The 19,542-nt window shown below is 63.8% G+C and carries 19 protein-coding genes; 13 read left to right on the top strand and 6 right to left on the bottom strand.

The annotated features are described in order from the left end of the window. Nucleotides 1-61: 61 nt before the first annotated feature. The 11 genes from AC3EMP_RS06875 (at nucleotide 62) to AC3EMP_RS06825 (ending at nucleotide 9,966) form a co-directional block, all read left to right on the top strand. Complete coding sequence (locus AC3EMP_RS06875) at nucleotides 62-265, top strand: hypothetical protein (protein ID WP_023694181.1); 204 nt, start codon at nucleotides 62-64, stop codon at nucleotides 263-265. A gap of 2 nt (nucleotides 266-267) precedes the next feature. After that, the gene (locus AC3EMP_RS06870) at nucleotides 268-1,380 is read left to right on the top strand and encodes an ABC transporter ATP-binding protein (protein ID WP_023816343.1); all 1,113 of its coding nucleotides are present in this window, start codon (nucleotides 268-270) and stop codon (nucleotides 1,378-1,380) included. Continuing rightward, a complete protein-coding gene (locus AC3EMP_RS06865; RefSeq protein ID WP_023816344.1) occupies nucleotides 1,373-2,386 on the top strand; it encodes an ABC transporter ATP-binding protein in 1,014 nt (337 codons plus the stop codon). The genes AC3EMP_RS06870 and AC3EMP_RS06865 overlap by 8 nt, the downstream gene beginning before the upstream one ends. Before the next feature lie 64 nt (nucleotides 2,387-2,450). Next, nucleotides 2,451-4,094, top strand: a complete 1,644-nt coding sequence (locus AC3EMP_RS06860) for a dihydroxyacetone kinase subunit DhaK (RefSeq protein ID WP_352597302.1) — start codon at nucleotides 2,451-2,453, stop codon at nucleotides 4,092-4,094. A 70-nt stretch (nucleotides 4,095-4,164) separates the two neighbouring features. Next, nucleotides 4,165-4,767: a dihydroxyacetone kinase subunit DhaL gene (dhaL, locus tag AC3EMP_RS06855; RefSeq protein WP_352597303.1), complete on the top strand. Its 603-nt coding sequence runs from the start codon at nucleotides 4,165-4,167 to the stop codon at nucleotides 4,765-4,767. Further along, nucleotides 4,764-5,153 carry a dihydroxyacetone kinase phosphoryl donor subunit DhaM gene (dhaM, locus tag AC3EMP_RS06850; protein WP_023668781.1) on the top strand — a complete coding sequence of 130 codons (390 nt, stop codon included), beginning with the start codon at nucleotides 4,764-4,766 and terminating at the stop codon, nucleotides 5,151-5,153. Before dhaL ends, dhaM begins: the two co-directional genes overlap by 4 nt. A 21-nt stretch (nucleotides 5,154-5,174) precedes the next feature. Next, nucleotides 5,175-5,477 carry an HPr family phosphocarrier protein gene (locus AC3EMP_RS06845; protein ID WP_023729629.1) on the top strand — a complete coding sequence of 101 codons (303 nt, stop codon included), beginning with the start codon at nucleotides 5,175-5,177 and terminating at the stop codon, nucleotides 5,475-5,477. Continuing rightward, nucleotides 5,461-7,047, top strand: coding sequence for a phosphoenolpyruvate--protein phosphotransferase (ptsP, locus tag AC3EMP_RS06840; protein ID WP_023702322.1), 1,587 nt, complete (start codon nucleotides 5,461-5,463; stop codon nucleotides 7,045-7,047). Before AC3EMP_RS06845 ends, ptsP begins: the two co-directional genes overlap by 17 nt. 10 nt (nucleotides 7,048-7,057) lie before the next feature. Further along, nucleotides 7,058-7,483: a hypothetical protein gene (locus AC3EMP_RS06835; protein ID WP_023668784.1), complete on the top strand. Its 426-nt coding sequence runs from the start codon at nucleotides 7,058-7,060 to the stop codon at nucleotides 7,481-7,483. 22 nt (nucleotides 7,484-7,505) lie between these two features. Next, nucleotides 7,506-8,492 (top strand): dihydroxyacetone kinase subunit DhaK, encoded by a 987-nt coding sequence (gene dhaK / locus AC3EMP_RS06830; RefSeq protein WP_023668785.1) that lies wholly within the window; start codon nucleotides 7,506-7,508, stop codon nucleotides 8,490-8,492. A gap of 448 nt (nucleotides 8,493-8,940) precedes the next feature. Beyond that, complete coding sequence (locus AC3EMP_RS06825; RefSeq protein ID WP_023752391.1) at nucleotides 8,941-9,966, top strand: nucleotidyltransferase family protein; 1,026 nt, start codon at nucleotides 8,941-8,943, stop codon at nucleotides 9,964-9,966. 8 nt (nucleotides 9,967-9,974) lie between these two features. Here the strand turns inward: AC3EMP_RS06825 and AC3EMP_RS06820 are convergent, their stop codons facing one another. From AC3EMP_RS06820 to AC3EMP_RS06805, 4 genes are all read right to left on the bottom strand, one after another. After that, the gene (locus AC3EMP_RS06820; protein WP_023752392.1) at nucleotides 9,975-10,970 is read right to left on the bottom strand and encodes a phosphoenolpyruvate carboxykinase (ATP); all 996 of its coding nucleotides are present in this window, start codon (nucleotides 10,968-10,970) and stop codon (nucleotides 9,975-9,977) included. Continuing rightward, nucleotides 10,967-11,401: a lasso peptide biosynthesis B2 protein gene (locus tag AC3EMP_RS06815; protein WP_023745211.1), complete on the bottom strand. Its 435-nt coding sequence runs from the start codon at nucleotides 11,399-11,401 to the stop codon at nucleotides 10,967-10,969. Before AC3EMP_RS06815 ends, AC3EMP_RS06820 begins: the two co-directional genes overlap by 4 nt. Beyond that, a complete protein-coding gene (locus tag AC3EMP_RS06810; RefSeq protein WP_023684213.1) occupies nucleotides 11,401-11,688 on the bottom strand; it encodes a PqqD family protein in 288 nt (95 codons plus the stop codon). The genes AC3EMP_RS06815 and AC3EMP_RS06810 overlap by 1 nt, the downstream gene beginning before the upstream one ends. A 546-nt stretch (nucleotides 11,689-12,234) precedes the next feature. After that, nucleotides 12,235-13,032, bottom strand: a complete 798-nt coding sequence (locus AC3EMP_RS06805) for a DUF2259 domain-containing protein (protein WP_245261948.1) — start codon at nucleotides 13,030-13,032, stop codon at nucleotides 12,235-12,237. 218 nt (nucleotides 13,033-13,250) lie between these two features. Between AC3EMP_RS06805 and AC3EMP_RS06800 the strand changes: the two genes are divergently transcribed. Then, on the top strand, nucleotides 13,251-15,158 hold the full coding sequence (locus AC3EMP_RS06800) for a propionyl-CoA synthetase (RefSeq protein ID WP_352710282.1): 1,908 nt from the start codon (nucleotides 13,251-13,253) through the stop codon (nucleotides 15,156-15,158). 71 nt (nucleotides 15,159-15,229) lie between these two features. Continuing rightward, on the top strand, nucleotides 15,230-15,931 hold the full coding sequence (locus tag AC3EMP_RS06795) for a metallophosphoesterase family protein (RefSeq protein WP_245261950.1): 702 nt from the start codon (nucleotides 15,230-15,232) through the stop codon (nucleotides 15,929-15,931). 89 nt (nucleotides 15,932-16,020) lie between these two features. Here the strand turns inward: AC3EMP_RS06795 and AC3EMP_RS06790 are convergent, their stop codons facing one another. Continuing rightward, entirely contained in the window at nucleotides 16,021-18,399 is a 2,379-nt protein-coding gene (locus AC3EMP_RS06790) for a polysaccharide biosynthesis tyrosine autokinase (RefSeq protein ID WP_023694192.1), read from the bottom strand. Between the two features lie 190 nt (nucleotides 18,400-18,589). Then, nucleotides 18,590-19,486, bottom strand: coding sequence for a UTP--glucose-1-phosphate uridylyltransferase GalU (galU, locus tag AC3EMP_RS06785; RefSeq protein ID WP_023668795.1), 897 nt, complete (start codon nucleotides 19,484-19,486; stop codon nucleotides 18,590-18,592). Nucleotides 19,487-19,542: the final 56 nt, after the last annotated feature.

Below are 19,542 nucleotides of genomic sequence, written 5' to 3'. Positions count from 1 at the left end.
GTGGGGGAACCACCTGGCAACCGTCTCGCCCCGTTGCCGGGCAGAAGGAAGGCAGCTACGCATGACGCGCCCAGCCATCTCCAAAAAGTCATCCTGGCCTCGCTGGGCCCGGCGCGGCCTCATGGAAAACATTGCGACGGCGCTCATCGCCGTCGGCTTCCTGATGCTGTTCCAGCCTTTCGCGCTCGCGCTCTACACCTACTCCTTCATCACCATGCTCGCCGGCACAGTGATGTTCATCATCGTCTCGAAATTCCCGGAATAATCATGGCCGAAATCCGCGTCCAACATTTGAGAAAGGCCTTCGGCGATTTCGTCGCCGTGCAGGATTCCAGCTTCATCGTCGAGGATGGCGAGTTCTTCGTCATGCTTGGCCCGTCGGGCTGCGGCAAGACGACGACGCTGCGCATGATCGCCGGGCTGGAACTGCCGACGGGCGGCCAGATCCTGCTCGGCGGCGAGGATGTCACCATGCGCCGGGCGCGCGAACGCGACATCGCCTTCGTCTTCCAGCTTTTCGCGCTCTATCCGCATATGAATGTGCGCAAGAACATCGGCTTCCCGCTTCTCGCGCAAGGCATGCCGTCGGCCGAGATTCGAAGCCGTGTCGAGGAAACGGCGAAGCTGCTGCGCATCGACCACCTGCTCAACAAATCGGTCTCAGGGCTTGCCGGCGGCGACCGCCAGCGGGTCGCGCTCGGCCGCGCCATCGTGCGACGGCCAAAGTGTTTTCTGATGGACGAGCCGCTCGGCACGCTCGACACCGAATTCCGCGATCTGATGGTGCATGAGCTGCGCGAGCTGCACAACCGCATCCACGCCACCACCGTCTATGTCACGCACGACCAGATGGAAGCGATGTCGATGGCCGACAAGATCGCCGTCATGAACCATGGCGTCATCGAACAGTTCGGCAGCCCGCGCGAAATCTACGACCGCCCGGCAACCATGTTCGTCGCCGACTTCATCGGCTCGCCGCCGATGAATTTCCTGGGCTTCGGTGGCGGGCTGGCGAAGGGGGCGAAGGAAATCGTCGTCCAGGGCGCCAAGGTGGCGGTGCCGGAAGTGCGCGAGGAAATTGCGCCCGCCGACATGGCGCTCGGCATCCGTCCCGAGCACATCCGTTTCGACGATGCGTCGAAACTGCGCGGCGCCATCTACGGCACCGAATATCTCGGCACGACGCAGATCGTGGCGGTGGAGACGGCGGACGGCATCATCAAGGCGCGGGTGCCGGCCGAAATCCGGCTCGCTGCCGGCGATCATGTCGGGCTGACGTTGAACAGCGCGCGGCTGTCGCTGTTCGACAAGGGCTCGGGTCGGGCGGTGCGCACCGCGATCCACGATACCGCCTCTCAAGGGAGAGCGCAGCATGGCTGACGTGCACATCAAGGGCGTGACCAAAAGCTTCGGCGATCATGTCGCCGTCAATGGCCTCGACCTCAACATCGCCGATGGCGAATTCGTCGTGCTGCTCGGCCCGACCGGCGCCGGCAAGACGACGACGCTGAGATTGATCGCCGGACTGGAGCGGCCGGATGGCGGCAGGATCGATATTGGCGGCCACGATGCGACGACGCTGTCGCCGGCCGAGCGCGACACCGCTTTCGTCTTCCAGCAATATTCGCTCTACCCGCATCTGTCAGTCTACGACAACCTCGCCTTCCCGCTGCGCTCGCCGGCGCGGAAAGTACCGGAGGACCAGATTCGCCGCCGCGTCGAAGAGGTGGCAAAGATGGTGCGCATCCACCACAAGCTCGCCAACCGCTCGACCAAGCTGTCGGGCGGCGAGATGCAGCGCGTCGCCATCGGCCGAGCGTTGGTGCGCAAACCGTCGATCTATCTGATGGACGAACCGCTGTCGTCGCTGGATGCCAAATTGCGCGCCGATCTCAGGCTCGAACTCAAGCGCATCCAGGCCGAACTCGGCGCCACCATGCTCTATGTCACGCACGACCAGATCGAGGCGATGACCATGGCCGATCGCATCGGCATCCTCAATGACGGCGTGCTGGTGCAGATCGGCACGCCGCGCACAATCTATTCGGAGCCGGCCAACCTTCATGTCGCGGCCCGCCTCGGCCAGCCGGCGATCAACCTGCTGCCGGCCGGGCTGCTGCCTGATGGTGGGGCGCCGACCGGAACCAAGACCATCGGCGCGCGCACCGAGCATCTGTCGATCGAGAAGACCGCAAGCGGCCATGCCGACGGCGTCGTCGACTGGGTCGAACATCTCGGGGACCAGAACCATCTGCATGTTACGGTCGGCCCGAAGAAACTGGTGACGCTCACCGACCCCGATACGGATCTGGCCGAGGGCGACAAAGTGGTGATCCGCTACCGCTCGCCACTTTATTTCGGCGCCGACGGACAAAGACTGATGTGAGGTTTTCGGTGTCTCGCCAAGGGCACGGCACCGGCTTCTGATTGACGAATACAGGACGAATTCGATGAAGCACTTTTTCAACCGCAGGGAAACGATCGTCACCGAGGCGCTGGACGGGCTGTTGCGGACTATCGGTTCCGGCGATCTCGCCCGCCTCGACGGCTATCCCGAGATCAAGGTCGTGCTGCGCGCCGACTGGGACAAGGCAAAGGTTGCCGTCGTCTCCGGCGGCGGTGCCGGGCACGAGCCGTCGCATGCCGGGTTTGTCGGCAAGGGCATGCTGACGGCGGCGGTCTCGGGCGAGATATTTGCCTCGCCCAGCGTCGAGGCGGTCCTGGCGGCCATTCGCGCGGTGACCGGCCCGGCTGGCTGCCTGCTGATCGTCAAGAACTACACCGGCGACCGCCTCAATTTCGGCCTCGCGGCCGAGAAGGCGCGCGCCGAGGGGTTTTGCGTCGAGATGGCGATCGTCGCCGACGACATTGCCTTGCCCGATATCAACCAGCCGCGCGGCGTCGCCGGCACCTTGTTCGTGCACAAGATATCAGGCCATTTGTCGGAGACGGGAAGCGGTCTGACAGCGATCGCGACAGCGGCTCGCGCGGCGGCGAAGGACATCATCTCGCTCGGCATGTCGCTGTCGTCCTGCTCGATCCCCGGCCAGCCACATGAAGAGCGGTTCGGCGAAAATGACGGCGAACTCGGCCTCGGCATCCATGGCGAGCCGGGCGTCGAGCGCATCGCCGTGCAGAGCGCCGACAGACTTGTGGCGATCATGGCGGAGCGGCTGGCCGCGCGGCTCGACCCGAACGCCAGCCACGCGTTGATCATCAACAATCTCGGCTCGGTGCCGCCGCTTGAAATGTCGCTGGTCGCCAATGCCGTGCTGGCCTCGCCGCTGGCCAAAACCGTCAAACTTGCGATCGGCCCCGGACCGCTGATGACGGCGCTCAACATGAACGGCTTTTCGCTGTCGCTGATCAAGCTCGATGCGGCGCGCGAGGCAGGCTTGCTGGCGCCTGTCGGCCCACATGCCTGGATGCCGGCCAAAACCGTCGTCGCGCCGGCTATCGTGCCTATGGCGAAAGCGGCTGGAAACAGCGCAGCCCAAAAGGCCAGTCAGGATCCCGGTACCAGGCGTTTGATCGTCACGGTCTGCGAACGGCTGATCGCGCTCGAAGAGACACTGAACGGGCTCGACGCCAAGGCGGGCGACGGCGATACCGGTTCGACGGTTGCGACCGGCGCGCGCAGCGTGCTGGAACGGCTCGATGCGCTGCCGCTGGCCGACCCTGCCGCCACACTTGCGGCTATAGGCGATAGTCTGGGCGTCGCAATGGGCGGCTCCTCAGGCGTCTTGCTGTCGATCTTCTTCACGGCGGCGGCTCAGGCTTCGAACGGCGGAGCAACCCTGTCCAAGGCGCTGCTTGCCGGGCTTGACCGCATTACTTTTTACGGTGGCGCCAGGGTCGGCGACCGCACCATGGTCGATGCCTTGGAGCCGGCGCTGAAGGCGCTCGATGCCAAGGGGCTGGATGCCGCGGCTACAGCGGCACGGCACGGCGCCGAGGCGACCGCTGCCATGGAGAAGGCGAAGGCCGGACGCTCCGCCTATGTCGGCGCCAAATTGCAAGGCGTAGTCGACCCTGGCGCCCATGCCGTGGCCGAAGTGTTCGCGGCCGCCGCCGCGCTGCATGCAGCGGCCTGACGGCATGCTTCGATTGTCGAATGACAACTCTTGCGATACTGCCGGCAGGATCGAAACCGGGAATCTGGACATGGCAGCGTTCGACCTTGCCAGGCTGATCACCGCCGCCGCGGACACGATCGCCGCTCACTCGGAAGAGTTGACCGCGCTCGACCAGGCGATCGGCGACGGTGACCATGGGCTGAACATGAAGCGCGGCTTCGAGGCTGTGCGCGCCGATGCCGGGGCGTTCGCTGCAAAGCCGCTGCCCGAGGCGCTGAAGGCGATCGGCACCAAGCTGGTGATGACGGTTGGCGGTGCATCCGGGCCGCTCTTCGGTACATTGTTCCTGGCGCTGGGCAAGGAGATTTCGGGAGAGCCGGATCGTGCCAATCTGGCGGCTGCTTTCGGCAAGGCAATCGAAGCTGTGGCCGCCAGAGGCAAATCCCAGGTCGGTCAAAAGACCATGCTCGATGTGCTGCAACCTGTGCAGGACGCGTTGGTCGAAGGAAAGACGGCCATGGAAATTGCAGATATCGCCGACATGGCTGCCGAGGCGACCGTGCCGATGAAGGCAACACGCGGTCGCGCCTCATTCCTCGGCGACCGCTCAATCGGTCATATGGATGCCGGCGGACGCTCTGTGGCGCTGCTGGTGCGGACCGTCGCCGAAACCGTCGAGGGCCAAGCATGAGCAATGTCGGCATCGTCATCGTCTCGCATTCCCCGCTGGTTGCCGAAGGCACGGCCGACATGGTGCGGCAGATGGTGGGCGACGAAGTGCCGCTTGCATGGTGCGGCGGAAACGGCCATGGCGGGCTCGGCACCAGCGTCGAAGCGATCATAGGCGCCATCGACAAGGCGTGGTCGGAGGCGGGCGTCGCCATACTGGTCGATCTCGGCGGCGCCGAGACCAATTCGGAAATGGCGGTGGAAATGATCGGCGAGCCGCGGGCGCAGAAGATCATCGTCTGCAACGCGCCGATCGTCGAAGGCGCGGTGATGGCGGCGACCGAGTCCTCCGGCGGCGCCTCGCTGAAGGAAGTGGTGGCGACGGCGCATGAATTGTCGCCGTCGTGAGTGAACGGGAATTTTGACCTGATGTCCGCCTTTGCCGAAGCGACCGTCCTGATCACCCACGAGGTGGGTCTGCATGCGCGCCCTTCGGTGAAGTTCACCAAGCTTGCCAAGAGCTTTGCGGCCGAGGTGGAGATTGCGCTTTCTGCCAACGGCCCATGGTTCGACGCCAAGAGCATCGTCAAGGTGATGGCGGCCAGGGCGCCGAAAGGCACCATGCTGCACATCCGGGCCACAGGCGACGGCGCCGATGATGCCGTGAGAGCGCTGGTCGAGCTGGTGCGGCGCGATTTCGACGAAGGCGCGGGCCATGCCCGAACCGCTTAGGCTGCAAGGCATTTCGGCCTCCGCCGGCTACGCCGAGGGGCCGCTGTTCAATCTCGACAACGGCACCGCGCACTACTCACGGAAGGCGACAGCCGGCGAGGAAAAGGCTGCATTGGAAGCAGCTATCGCCAGTTCGGCTGACCGGCTCGCGACCCTGATTGAAACCGCCGATGAGGAGGCCGCCGGCATTCTCGAATTCCAGCTCGCCATGCTTGAGGACGATGCCCTGACCGGCCCGGCTTTTGCCGCGATCGCGTCCGGCATGCCGGCTGACATGGCCTGGCGACAGGCGCTGGACGCCGAGATCTCCGGCTACGAAACGTCAGACCAGGACTATTTCCGGGCTCGCGCCGCCGATATCAGCGATATCCGCGACCGCGTGCTGCGCGCCCTTACCGAGGAGCAGGAGAGCGCTCCACCAGCGGGCGCCATTCTCTATGGCGAGGACATCGCGCCGACGCGCTTTCTCGAGACCGACTGGAGCACCGGCGGCGGCATCGCGCTGAGGGCCGGCAGCGCCGCCAGCCACGTCGCCATGCTGGCGCGCTCGCGCGGCGTGCCGATGGTGGTGGGGCTTGGCGCTTCGCCGGCTAATCCCGTCGGTCTGGCTCTGCTCGATGCGGAGCATGGCGGTATCGTGCTTTCGCCGACCACGACCGAGATCGAAGCGTTCCACCGGTCCTCGTCCTCGTTTGTGGCACATCGAGACAAGGCCGGAGTCTATCTCGCGAAACCGGCGGTAACCCGGGCCGGGACGACAGTGCGCGTGCAGGTCAACATCGCCGATCCGTCCGAGGTCGACGGCATCGACATTTCGACCTGCGACGGGGTCGGGCTGATGCGCACCGAATTCCTGTTCGGCAAGGCGCCGCCGGACGAGGAGACGCAATACCAGGCCTATCGCAAGGTGCTGGAATGGGCAGGCGACAAGCCGGTGACCATCCGTACCGTCGACGCCGGCGGCGACAAGCCGGTGCCGGGCTTCACCGTCGAGGAGAGCAACCCGTTCCTCGGGCTGCGTGGCATCAGGCTGTCGCTGGCAAGGCCGGAGGTGTTTCGCGTACAGATCCGGGCGCTGCTGCGCGCGGCGGTGCACGGCAATCTGAAGGTGATGTTTCCGATGATCGCCGTCGCGGAGGAATACCAACGCGCCGCCGCTCTGTTCGTGGAGGAGCAGGCCGGGCTTGCCGCGCGCGGCATCGCGCAAAAAATGCCGCCGCTCGGCATCATGGTCGAGGTGCCTTCGGTGGCGATCGCGCCGGAGGCGTTCGCCGATGTCGCCTTCTTCTCGATCGGTTCGAACGATCTGACCCAATATGTAATGGCGGCTGCCCGCGATAACGCAGCCGTGGCGCATCTTAATTCTGTCCGCCATCCCGCCGTGTTGCGGCTGATCGGCTCGGTTGCCGCTTTTGGCCTGCGCGCGAAAATCCCAGTCAGCCTGTGCGGCGATGCCGGCGGCGATCCGGCATCGATCCCGGCACTGCTCGAGGCCGGCCTGCGGGATCTCTCGGTGGCTCCCGCCCAACTCGCCATGGCCAAGGCGGCCATCTCGGATGCATCGGTCTAGGATGACTGAGATGGCCGACAAGACACCAGAAGCCGGCTCCGAAGAGGCGATCCGCGCCTACAAGACGATCCTGTCGCAGGTCATCGACCAGCGACCGTCGGGTATGCGACAACGCCTTGCCGACGCGCTTGGCAAGCACCGCAGCTTCGTCACCCAGATTTCCAGCGCGGCCTATTCGACCCCGATCCCGTCAAAACATCTGCCGGCTATTTTTTCGGTCTGCCATTTCAGTCCGGCCGAGCGCGATCAGTTTCTGGCTGCCTATCATCTGGCGCATCCCGGCAAGATGTCGGTTGCGGCAGGCATGCGCAAGACCCGGCATGTCTCGCTGATCGTGCCCGATTTCGGCGACGACAAGCAGAATGCAGCGCTCGACAAGGCGATCAACGAATTCATCCAGAAGATCACCAGCATCACCGGCAGGAGTGGTGGCTGATCGTGTTGTGTCGGGAGGACACATGAAGAAGTTTATGAATTCCGTCGACACGGTGCTGACCGAAAGCCTCAACGGCTTCGTTGCAGCTCATGCCGACATCCTGGTGCTGGGCGAGGAGCACAAATTCATTCGCCGCAAGGTGATGAAGCCGGGGAAGGTGGCGCTGATCTCGGGCGGCGGTTCCGGCCACGAGCCGTTGCATGCCGGCTTTGTCGGTCACGGCATGCTGGACGCCGCCTGCCCCGGCCAGGTCTTCACCTCGCCAACGCCGGACCAGATACTGGCGGCGGCCGCCGCCGTCGATACCGGCGCCGGCTGCCTGTTCATCGTCAAGAACTATGAAGGCGACGTGATGAATTTCGACATGGCCGGCGAAATGGCCGACGGCGTCCTGCAGGTGGTGATCAATGATGACGTCGCCGTCGAGAATTCGTCCTTTACGACCGGCCGGCGCGGCGTCGCCGGCACGCTGGTGGTGGAGAAGATCGTCGGCGCCGCCGCCGAGCAAGGCATGGCGCTGGCGGATCTCAAGGCGCTCGGCGGTCGCATCAACAGCGCGACGCGTTCGATGGGCGTGGCGCTGACCAGTTGCACGGTGCCGGCGGCCGGCAGGCCGACCTTCGAGATTGGCGATGGCGAGATGGAATTCGGCGTCGGCATTCATGGCGAGCCCGGCCGGCGTCGCGACACGTTGAAAAGCGCCGATGCGATCGCCGAAGAGATTTGCGCCGCGATCCTGGGCGATCTCGGCGACAGGGCGAAAGGCCCGGCACTGTTGTTCATCAACGGCTTTGGCGGCACGCCGCTGATGGAGCTCTATCTGATGTACAACAGCGCCCGAAACATCTTCGAAAAACAGGGCGTGACGGTGACCCGCTCGCTGGTCGGGTCCTACGTGACATCGCTCGACATGGCCGGCTGCTCGATCACGCTGACCATGCTGGATGACGAGGCAACGTCAATGTGGGACGCGCCGGTGCACACAGCCGCGCTGCGCTGGGGACTGTAACGGAGGGGCCTTGCCCATATCCCGAACAGGCGGCTTATGAACTTGCCTTAGCCTGCGGGACCGGACGGACCGTTACCCGCAGTCACGCCGACAGATTGCCCGCCTGCAGCGCGGCTTGCCTTGCGGCCGACCGCTCCGGCTTCATCCAAACCGAAGCCGTAGAAGTCTTATCGCGGTATCGGCAGCGACGGCCCGGCCACCACGCTGGACAACTTTCCTGCCTTGCGCAGCACGGGCGCTTCATAGTTTTTCTTGGCCATTCCAAACACCCTTTTCAGTCAAGTGCAAAAGAATGGACCGAAACCGTGGAAAGTCAATTCATGAGCTGGTTCTGCCACCACACGCTGGCTTCATGCATGCTTTTCTGCAACATACGCTCCTCTGAGTTGGTTGTTTGACGCAATTCCGGACGGGAATTGCTGATGTGGGCGAACGCAATCCGGGTTTGATGCTGCCATCTCTTGCGCCTGCCGATGAAAAACTGCTGCTGACCTTCGCCGACCCGGAGGCGACGGTTGCCATTGGCCGTGACGTTGCTGCCGAAAGCTTGCTGGCACTGCTCGCCAATGCCGAGTTCCACGGCGTGCTGCCGATCATGCTGCGCAAGCTCAGCGAGATCGGCGACGCCCAACTGCCTGCGGACGCAGCCTTGCGGCAAAAGCTGTCGGAACTGCGTGATCGCTCGACGCTGGCGACCGGCCAATCGATGCTGCTGCAATATCATGGCGACCGCATCATGAAGGCATTGGCGGCGAAAAATGTTCCGGCCCGCATCGTCAAGGGTCCGGTCTTCGCACGCAAACTTTACCGCCACGCCGCTGACCGGCCGTTCACCGACATCGACATTCTGGTCGAGCCGGCCAGCATCATTGAAGCCAACACGGTGATTGCCGGATGCGGCTTCGAGCTCTGGAGCGGCGAGGCGCAGTCGCAGGATCTGCAGGAGTTCAAGTGGCTGGAGAAGGAGAATACCAGCCTGCTGATCGAACTGCACGGCAACCTGGTGCATGATTCCGGCATGCGGCGGCGGCTGTCGCTGGGCTTTCGCGAATTGCAGATCATCGACGGCAGCGAGGCCGACACGCCGGCCGCGCTGCTGACCATCGCCATTGTCCATGCCGCGGGCGGGCACAAGTTCCACCGGCTGCAGCTTTGCGTCGATGTGCTGCAGGGGGTGCGCGCGCTGCGGTCGCCCGCGGATGAGGAGCGGCTGTTCGAGGCGGCGCGCATGAGCGGCATCGAGCTTGAGCTGGCGACGGTTCTCAATGTGACGGGGCGGCTGTTTGATGCACCGCGCGCGATCGAACTGGCCGACCGCATCAAGCCCGACCTCTCGATATTTTTGGCCAAATGGCTGATCACCGGCGATACGCTGCTCGGCGTCAATTCCAGGGACAAGATGCATTCGCGCCTGCGCCGCGACGCCTTCCGCTGGATCCAGCGCCTCGCCAGGCCAAAGCCGCATTCTGCCTGAAGTGTGCTTTAGTCCCGCGCCGCCAGCGCCGAGCGGATCAGCGGGGCCGCCTCGGCCGGGTTCGCGCCGACTTCCAGGGTAAATGTCGGGACGGCTTTGACCAGCGTTGCGATGGTTGCCATGCGGCGCCTCTGCGCCGGCAAAAGGCCGGTCATGCCGGTCCTAACATTGTCGGTGGCAAGCGCCACCATGGCGTCTGTCCTGGTCATGGGCACGAGCCGGGTTTGCGCGTCCGCCGAGCGGGCGAGATGAAACAGTGCCGCAACCGGTCTGCCGACAGTTTCCTCGATGCGGATGATCTCGGCGAGACGTTCCAGCGAGACGGCCTGCTCGCCATTGGCGTCCCATTTGTCGCCAAGGCAAGGGGCCACGAAGGGCAGCATTGCCGCGGTGTGGCGGTGGACCTTCACCTTGCGCGGCAAGCCCCAGGCCGTGATGCCGCCACCGGCCAAAACCTTGAGGATCATGGCGTCATCCGAGCACAGGCCGAAACCTTGCGACGCCAGCGCCAGCGACGTCGTCGACTTGCCGGTGCCGCTCGGCGCATAGATCAGCACGAGCGCCTCGCGGCCGGGCAATGTCAGGCCGGCGGTGTGCAGCATGTGCTGGTCGCCGGCATCAAGTGCTGCATCCAGCACCATCATCAGCACCGTCCATTTGACCTTGGCATCGGGATGAACTCGTATCTCGGCCCAGCCTCCATCGGCATTGATCGAGACGGTCTGCAGGCCGGGAAAGACCAGATGAACGGTGCCGCCACCGTCGATCAGCCGGCAATGGCCGTCCTCCGGCACCTCGCCGTCGAAAGCGAGTTTTCCGGCAGGCGATTCCGGTAACTCCCGCGTCTCGACGATGTCGACGCGGAAATCGGGCTCGACCGGCCCGCTCACGCGCAACGTGCCGAGCAAGAGGTCGAAGCTCGGCCAGAGATCGGCCCGCGAGGCCGATATGCTGATGACCTGGCCCTGGAGATCATAGCAGAAGGTGGTCGCCGGACCGGTCAAGCAGCGTGCGCCTTTCCGGCATCGGCGTGATGGCGATAGATCTGCACCATGCCGGGGAGGCTGTCCGAGACCACCGGGCGGCCATCGAGACAGACCCAGCAATGGGCAGACATACGCGGCGCCTGCATCGACTTCGGATCGACGCCGAAGCGCAGATCCGGATCGAAGCCGGCAAAGCGCAGGAAGCGGTGGGCGAGCAGGCCCTCGCGCAGGCATCTGCGGTCGCGCATCAGCCAGGGGTGCCGAACGGTCCGGTTGACGGCAGCGACAATGTAGGCTGACGACAGGCCGCGATAAGGGGTGGGTGCGCTGAGCGGCGCCCATTTCAGCACCGATTCGAAGCTGCGGCGGCCGACCAGGATCGGCATCAGCCGCGCGCTTGCCCATAAATGGACACGAAACAAAGCGCGCAGGAGAACGCCGTCCACCATCAGGGAGCCGGGTCGGCGAGAATGCCTTCGCTCACCAGTTCGGCGGCCAGCGCCGCCATGTCCTGGTCGAGCGTGCCCTTGTCGACCTCGAACTCGTCAGACAACAGGACGACGATCTGGTCAAGGCTGCGGGCGCCGTCCACCTTGTCGAGAAAGGCTTCGGTGGTGCCGTTGCAGGTGTAAAGCTGGCCGCTGCGCGCCAAGAGCACGACGGCGCCATCGCCGACATGCTGGACCGAGGCGTCGTCCGCCAGCCGCAGAACCATTTCAGAACCGATTTGGGCCATGGAGCCCCTCCACCATTTTCCTGGAGAGCAGATAGCGCGGCGATGCGGGTCTGTCCATTGCGCGGACGAGAGGGAGAACAGGCCGGCCTGACCGTTCTGTGGCAATCCGGCAACGCCACCATCCTCACGACACAGGCAACCGAAGCCTAATGGAGACATCCAATTTCAGATTGTGGTAACTTCCACATCATTCAGAGCCTGAGAACAGGGAAGCACCCCAGAAATAGTCGGTGATTGCAGCTGGGAATCACCGCCGCAAACGGTCAAGCCAGCTATCTCGCAGGGTCAAGGTCTTGCTTTTCTTACCTAAAGTAAGCTATGGAGTCGCGGGGTTTTGGGAGAGCATTGGGTATGCGTTACAATTGGGAGCGGGCTCCGACCGCGTTCGAACGTCATCGAAAAGCATTGGCAGCCGCCATATTGATCGCGGGTGGCGTCGGGCTGATGCTGGCGGCCTTGCCGCTTTAAGACCTGATATCCGACACGAACGCCCTGCTTTCTCCGGGCGCATGAGCTTTTTCTGCCTGCCACAAGACGGGCCGCGGCTTAGCGTGCATGGCCGGTTACGGCGATGAAGCGGCGGTCGCGTCCTTCGAAGCCCTGGCTGAAGCGCTGCACCAGCACCGCCACTACCGCCGGCCTGCCGGGCGGGGTGTATTCGTAGGATTCCGACAGGCTGTAGGAAGTCGGGCAGTTGCGCGAGCCCGGCACGGCCTTGTCCTCGTGCAGCACCTTGAACGGCTTGCCGTCCTGCCCCTGCAGCGACCGGCGGAAGCCGCGCGCCTTGCCCGTCTTGGTGCCTTGAAGTTTCTTTTCGCCCTGAAGTGTCTTGTCGCTCGGAAGAGCCTGGTCGCTTGGCTTGGCGTCATCAAAGCTTGCCGAGCAGTCCGTCTTGCTGTCGGCCAAAATCTCATCGAGATGGATGGTCGAAATCTGTGTTTCGCCATAGAACGGCGACAGCCATTTCTGCGCGGCCTGCTCGAGGCGGGGGATGTCGTTGTACTCGACCGTGTCGTCCGGGAAGGTGAACCTGTCGGAGGCCGTGCGCGTGCCGCGCTCGGCGATGCCGTATTTGGCCAGGATTGGCGCGGCCTGCTTTGCGGCCTGCGCCCGTGCCTGCTCCACCGTCGTGGTCGCCTCTTCCGATTCATCGAGGACAAGGATCGGCTTGCCGCCGACGAACTCGTCTGTGCTTGTGTCGATGATGTCGATCTGCGACCAGCCGGAAACGGCAGCGTCGAGCTCGCCATATTGCTCGAAGGCGAAATATTTGCCGTCGGGGGAAAAGCCGATGATGCGCCGCGCGGCGGCATCGCCAGCCTGGGCGGCGGAAACGATCGTCAACAGCAGCGCTGCTCCAACGGCAGATCCAACCCCGTATCGTACCGTCATTGCGCGCCCTGCCCCGATTTCAAACCCGGCCATGGTGCCTGCAATTTATGGCCAAGGCGAGATCGGCCAAGCCCCAAATTTCGGGAAAGACATGGCATTTGGGGAAAGACGTGGCCGGGAAAACCCGCATAGGCTATTGCAAGATAGAGAGTTTTCCCGAGGAGGGATGAATGGCGTCACGCTACCACGAGGTCTATGACGGCTGGAAACGCGACCCGGAACAATTCTGGGCCGCTGCCGCCGAGGCGATCGACTGGTATTCGCCGTGGACCAGCGTCTTCGATGCCAAGGCGGGCGTTTACGGGCGCTGGTTCAACGGCGCCAGCTGCAACACCTGCTTCAACGCTCTCGATCGCCATGTCGCAAGCGGCCGCGCCGACCAGATCGCACTTATCTACGACAGCGCGATCACCGGCACGGTCAAGAAATTCACCTATGCCGAATTGAAGCGCGAAGTGGTAGCGCTGACTTCGGTGCTCAAGAACCGCGGCATTCACAAAGGCGACCGCGTCATCATCTACATGCCGATGGTGGCCGAAGCGGCGGTCGCGATGCTTGCCTGTGCCCGCATCGGCGCGGTGCATTCGGTGGTGTTCGGCGGCTTTGCCTCGCACGAGCTCGCCACCCGCATCGACGACGCCAAGCCGAAGCTGGTCATCTCCGCGTCCTGCGGCCTGGAGCCTGGACGTGTCGTGGCCTACAAGCCGCTGCTCGACAAGGCGATCGAAATGTCCCGCCACAAGCCGGACGCCTGCCTGATCCTGCAGCGCGACCAGCTGCGCTGCGATCTGAGGGAGCATTACGATATCGATTTTGCCGACGCCGTTGCCCGCGAGCGCGCCGCGGGCGCCAACGTCGATTGCGTTCCGGTGCTCGCCACCGACCCGCTCTACATCATCTACACCTCCGGCACGACCGGCCAGCCTAAGGGCATCGTGCGCGACAATGGCGGCCACATGGTCGCGCTCAAATGGACGATGGAAAACGAGTTCGGCGTCAGACCGGGCGAAGTGTTCTGGGCGGCCTCCGATGTCGGCTGGGTGGTCGGCCATTCCTACATCGTTTACGGACCGCTGCTGCATGGTGCGACAAGCGTGCTGTTCGAGGGCAAGCCGATCGGCACACCCGACGCCGGCACCTATTGGCGGGTGATCGCCGAACACGGCGTGGTCGCGCTGTTCACCGCGCCGACAGCCTTCCGCGCCATCAAGGGGCAGGACCCCAAGGGCGAATTCGTGCCGAAATACGATCTGTCGAAATTCCGCACTCTGTTCCTGGCCGGCGAACGCGCAGACCCGGAAACCATCAAATGGGCGGAGCAGAAACTCAACGTGCCGGTGGTCGATCATTGGTGGCAGACCGAGACCGGCTCGCCGATGACCATCAACCCGGCGGGCCTCGGCCTGCTGCCGGTGAAATACGGCTCGCCCGGCGTGCCGATGCCGGGCTACGACATTCGCGTGCTCGACGATGCCGGCCATGAAGTGCCGCGCGGCACACTTGGCAATGTGGTGGTGAAACTGCCGCTGCCGGCCGGCTGCCTGCCGACGCTGTGGAATGCCGACGAGCGTTTCCGGCAAGCCTATCTCGAGGAATTTCCCGGCTTCTACAAGACGGCCGATGCCGGCATGATCGACGAGGACGGCTACCTCTATGTCATGGCGCGCACAGACGACATCATCAATGTCGCCGGACACCGGCTGTCGACCGGGGCCATGGAGGAGGTGCTTTCAGCGCATCCCGATGTTGCCGAATGCGCCGTCATCGGCGTCGCTGACGTTATGAAGGGCCAGGTCCCGCTCGGCTTCGTCGTGCTCAATGCCGGTGTGTCGCGCGATACCGCTGCCATCGAAGGCGAAGTGGTGGGGCTGGTGCGCGAACGGATCGGCCCGGTCGCGGCCTTCAAGACCGTGGTGACGATCAAGCGCCTGCCCAAGACGCGCTCCGGCAAGATCCTGCGCGGCACCATGCAGAAAATCGCCGACAAGGAAGAATGGACGATGCCGGCGACAATCGACGATCCCGCCATTCTTGACGAGATCACCGCGGCGCTCAAAGCCCGCGGCATCGGGGTCTGACGGCCCCAGTGGCGTTGTTTCAGCGGTCCAGACCTCCCCGGCCGGCGCCGCGCGAGCGCCTGGAAATGGATATGGACGACACCGTCGTCTACGCGATCGGCGACGTGCATGGCTGCTACAAGGAATTGCTGTCGCTGGAGCAGAAGATCCAGCTCGACGCGCTGCAATTTCGCGGCCGCAAGATTATCGTCATGCTCGGCGACTATATCGATCGCGGGCCGCAATCGTCGCGCGTGCTCGACCACCTCTTGGCGCTGCCGCCAACAGAGTTCCTGCGCGTCTGCCTGGCGGGAAACCACGAAGTGGCCATGCTGAACTATCTCGACGGCTATCTGTCGCGGGACCGCTGGCTGGCGGTCGGCGGCCTCGAGACGCTGTTTTCCTATGGGGTCGATCCGGCGCGGCTTGCCAGCCTCTATGCCTCGAGCGACGAGGTCGACCGGCGCGTGAAGGAAGTCATTCCGGCCAGCCATATCGACTTTCTGCGCAGCCTGCCGGTGCTGCTCTGTTCGGATAAATTCGTTTTCGTCCATGCCGGCATCAGGCCGGGTATCGACCTGGTCGCACAGGATGAGCAGGACCTGCTCAACATCCGCGACGAGTTCTTCAACGCCGCCTATCTGCTCGACCGCTTTGTGGTGCATGGGCACACGCCGGTCGATATCCCCAGGCTTGACGGGCGAAGGCTCGGCATCGACACCGGCGCCTTTCAAAGCGGCCGGCTGACAGCGCTCAGGATCGCCGGTAAATTCGGCAAGCTGATCTTTTCCTGACCTGCCGTGCTTCTTCGTTTGAGCGTGATCCTTTCCGAAAACCGGATCCGCTTTTCCGGATCACGCTCCTTTTCAGGATCGCGCTCCGTTCAGGCCGCGGTCTTGGCCCGCACGTCCGATTTCTCCAGATAGTAGGTCGAATAGCGGTCGAAGAACTTTTCCGAGCCGCCGAGCGAGCCGTATTTCGGCAGCTTCTTCAGATCGACCTTGTTGAGCACGGCGCCGACGACCTTGCTTGCGACGTAGGGTTCCTGCTCCAGCAGCGAGCGCACCATGGCGCGCGGCGTGCGGCCCCATTCGGCAACCAGCACGAAGCCGTCGACCAGCGGCGCAAACGCCTTGGCGTCGACCACGGGGCCAAGCGGCGGCAGGTCGACGATGATGTACTCGAACGTCTCCTTGGCGTTGTCGATGAAGCGCCGCATGCCGGCCGACGACAGCAGCTCGCTGGTATGCGAGAACTGCCCACGCAGCACGGCCGGGATGATCGCCAGCTTGGTCTGGCGGTCGACCTTGCCGACCGACTGCCAGGTCTGGCCGTTGACCACGGCCTCCATCAGCCCCTGCTCGGCCTCCATGCCGAGGTTGCGGCTGAGGCCAGGATTGCGCAGATCGGCGTCGATCAAAAGCGTCTTCGAGCCGTTGGCGGCCAGCAATCCGGCGAGATTGGCGGCGACCGTAGACTTGCCCTCGCCGGGCAGGACCGAGACCACGCCTATGACCCGGCTGCCTTGCCCTTCCATGACGACGTCGAAGGCGATCTTGGCGTTGCGCAGCGTTTCGGAGAACATCGATGCCGGCGCATCGACGCTGACCCGCAAGCGCGCCCGTTTCTCGGCCGCCGACAATGTGTTGGCGCCTTTGGCATCCGCCGCACCGTCGTCGGCGTCCTTGCCGAGCCTGCCGCCGATCATCGGCAAATAGCCGAGGAATTTGAGGCCGACGCGATCGCGAATGTCCTCGCCGGTCCTGAAGAAGCGCTCGTTGAACTCATTCAGGCCACCGAAGCCGGCGCCAAGCAGCACGCCAAGCACCAGCGACAGCGCCAGCACCCTGGAGGTGCGCGGGCTTGAGGCGGAAAGCGGCGTTGAGGCATCCGAGATGATGCGGACCTTGCCGACCGGGAAGGATTGCTGCTGCGAGGCCTCCTCGTAGCGGCTAAGGAAGGTCTGGTAGAGCGTGGTCAGCGCCTGCGCCTGCTGGTCGAGTTCGCGCAGTTTGACCTGGCTCTGGTTGTCGATGGAGCTCTTGCCGGCCGCGTCGGCGATCTTCTGCCTCAGTGAGGTCTCGCGTGAAAGCGCGACTTCATATTCATTGCGATAGCTTTCGGTCAGTTGCTTCAACTCGCCGAAAATCTGGGTCGACAGGTCGGCCTTTTCCTTGGCCAGCGCCACCGCCTGCGGATGGTCGGCGCCGAAATTGGCCGTCACGTCCTGCAGCCGCTTGGCCACTGCGAGATAGCGGGTCTTGAGCGTTGCAATGACGGAGCTTGCCGGCTGATCGCTTGAGATGGCGGAATCGTTGAAGGCATTGTCCGAGCCGCTTTCGACGATGGTCTTGTATTGCTGATAGCGGGCGCTGGCGCGCGCCGTATCGGCCTGCGCGACGATCAGTTGCGCTGTGAGATCGGCAATCTGCTTGTCGCTGATCAGCTGGCCGTCGCTGTTGGCGGCCAGACCATGCTCGGCCCTGAATTTCTCGACCGCCATAGCGGCCGCCTGTGAGTTCTGACGAAGCTCGGTCAGCCGGCCCTGCAGCCAGACCGCAGCGCGCTCGGTGGCGTCGAAACTGGCATTGAGCTGGTCGGCGAGATAGGCGTCGGCATAGGCCTTGGTGATGGCGGTGGCGAGCGCCGGATTGGTCGACTGGTAACCGATGGCGAGCACATAGGAGCGGCCGTTGCGCTGCGCCAGCACCTCGCTCTGCAGCTTCAGCACGGCATAGTCGTGGCGCGCCGTCTGCATCATGGTCTGGCGTGTCGCCTCATCGACGTTTTCCATGCCGGGAATCTGCTCGGCGGAACTTGAGCGGAAATAGCCGATCACGCCGCGCACGAAGCCGATGCCCTTGACCAACGCCGATTGCGGCGGGTTCATGAACTCTGCGTTCTGGTCGAGTTTCAGCTTGTCGACCACCACCGAGGCCAGCCGCGCCGAGGTGATGATTTCGATCTGGCTGAGCAGGGCGGCGTCGGTCTGCATGGTGACGGATGCAGCCGAGATGTCGTCGATGACCTTGTTCAGGCCTTCGTCGATCAGCACGCTGGCGACCGACATGTATTGCTTGGGCGTGGTCTGCAGATAGAGCAACCCCAGGAACAGGCCGATGATGGCGCAGACCGCCACCACCTTGACCTGACGCGCCGCCATGCCAAGCAGGCGCTCGACGTCGATGAAGTCTTCACCCTTTTCCTGATCGGGGTTGGGCAATGGCATCCTCTTGTCGAGAGGAAAGCTGGCATAATTCATCTTCGATCCAATTCTAGGTTACAGGCGCCGGAGCGAGACGGGTCAGGTCCCACCTCGTCCGAAGCTGCGGAGATCGGGGGCAAGATATGCAACGCAAGCTTCATGCCATCCGGCGCCGGGCCTGAGCGGCCAGGCGTGCAGGCATGAGCCGCGCCATCGTCCAAACGCATATGCCCTCGAAAGATGGGCATTATGCGGCCACTTCCTGACGCTCATGCGACCGCACGAACGCCTGCAGCATTTCCAGCACAGGTCCCTTCATGTCGTCGCGCGCCAGCGCGAAGGCGATGGTGGCCTCTATGAAGCCTTCCTTGGAGCCGCAGTCGAACATGCGGCCATTGAAAGGCTGGGCAAAGAAAGACTGGCTTTTCGCCAGCCGCACCATTGCATCGGTAAGCTGGATTTCGTTGCCGGCGCCGCGCTGCTGGTTGCCCAGCAGCGAGAAGATCTCGGGCTGCAGGATGTAGCGGCCGTTGATGTAATAGTTCGACGGCGCATTGGCCGGCGCCGGCTTTTCGACCATGGCCGTCACCTCGAAGCCGCTGCCTGTCTCGGCGCCGCGCCCGACGATGCCGTATTTGCTGGTCTCGCTGGGATCACAGCGCTCGACGGCGATCACATTGCCGCCGGTCTGCTGATAGAGATCGACTGTTTCAGCCAGGCAACCTCGGCGACCGAACGACACCATATCGGGGAGCAGCAGGGCGAAGGGCTCGTCGCCGATGACTTCGCGTGCGCACCACACCGCATGGCCGAGACCATGTGGCGACTGCTGGCGGATGAAGCTGGTGGCGCCGGCCACGGGCAGCATGCTTTCGAGCGCCTCCAGCTGGGTCTTCTTGCCGGTTTGTTCGAGCGTTCCAATCAGTTCGGGGTGCAGGTCGAAGTAGTCCTCGATGACAGCCTTGTTGCGGCCGGTGACGAACACGATGTGCTCGATGCCGGCTTCGAAGGCCTCGTCCACCGCATATTGGACGACCGGCCGGTCGACCACGGGCAGCATCTCCTTCGGAATCGACTTGGTTGCCGGCAGGAACCGTGTTCCAAGCCCCGCCACAGGGATGACTGCCTTCCTGATTTTCTTCATCGCAAATTCCTTCTGAGCAGATCGATTTCAGCCTGTTGCAGGCCACGAACAAACGT

It is taken from the genome of Mesorhizobium sp. P160219 (assembly GCF_057786095.1).
The sequence above is the reverse complement of the archived record's forward strand: the minus strand, read 5'-3'. Positions and strand labels throughout refer to the sequence as shown.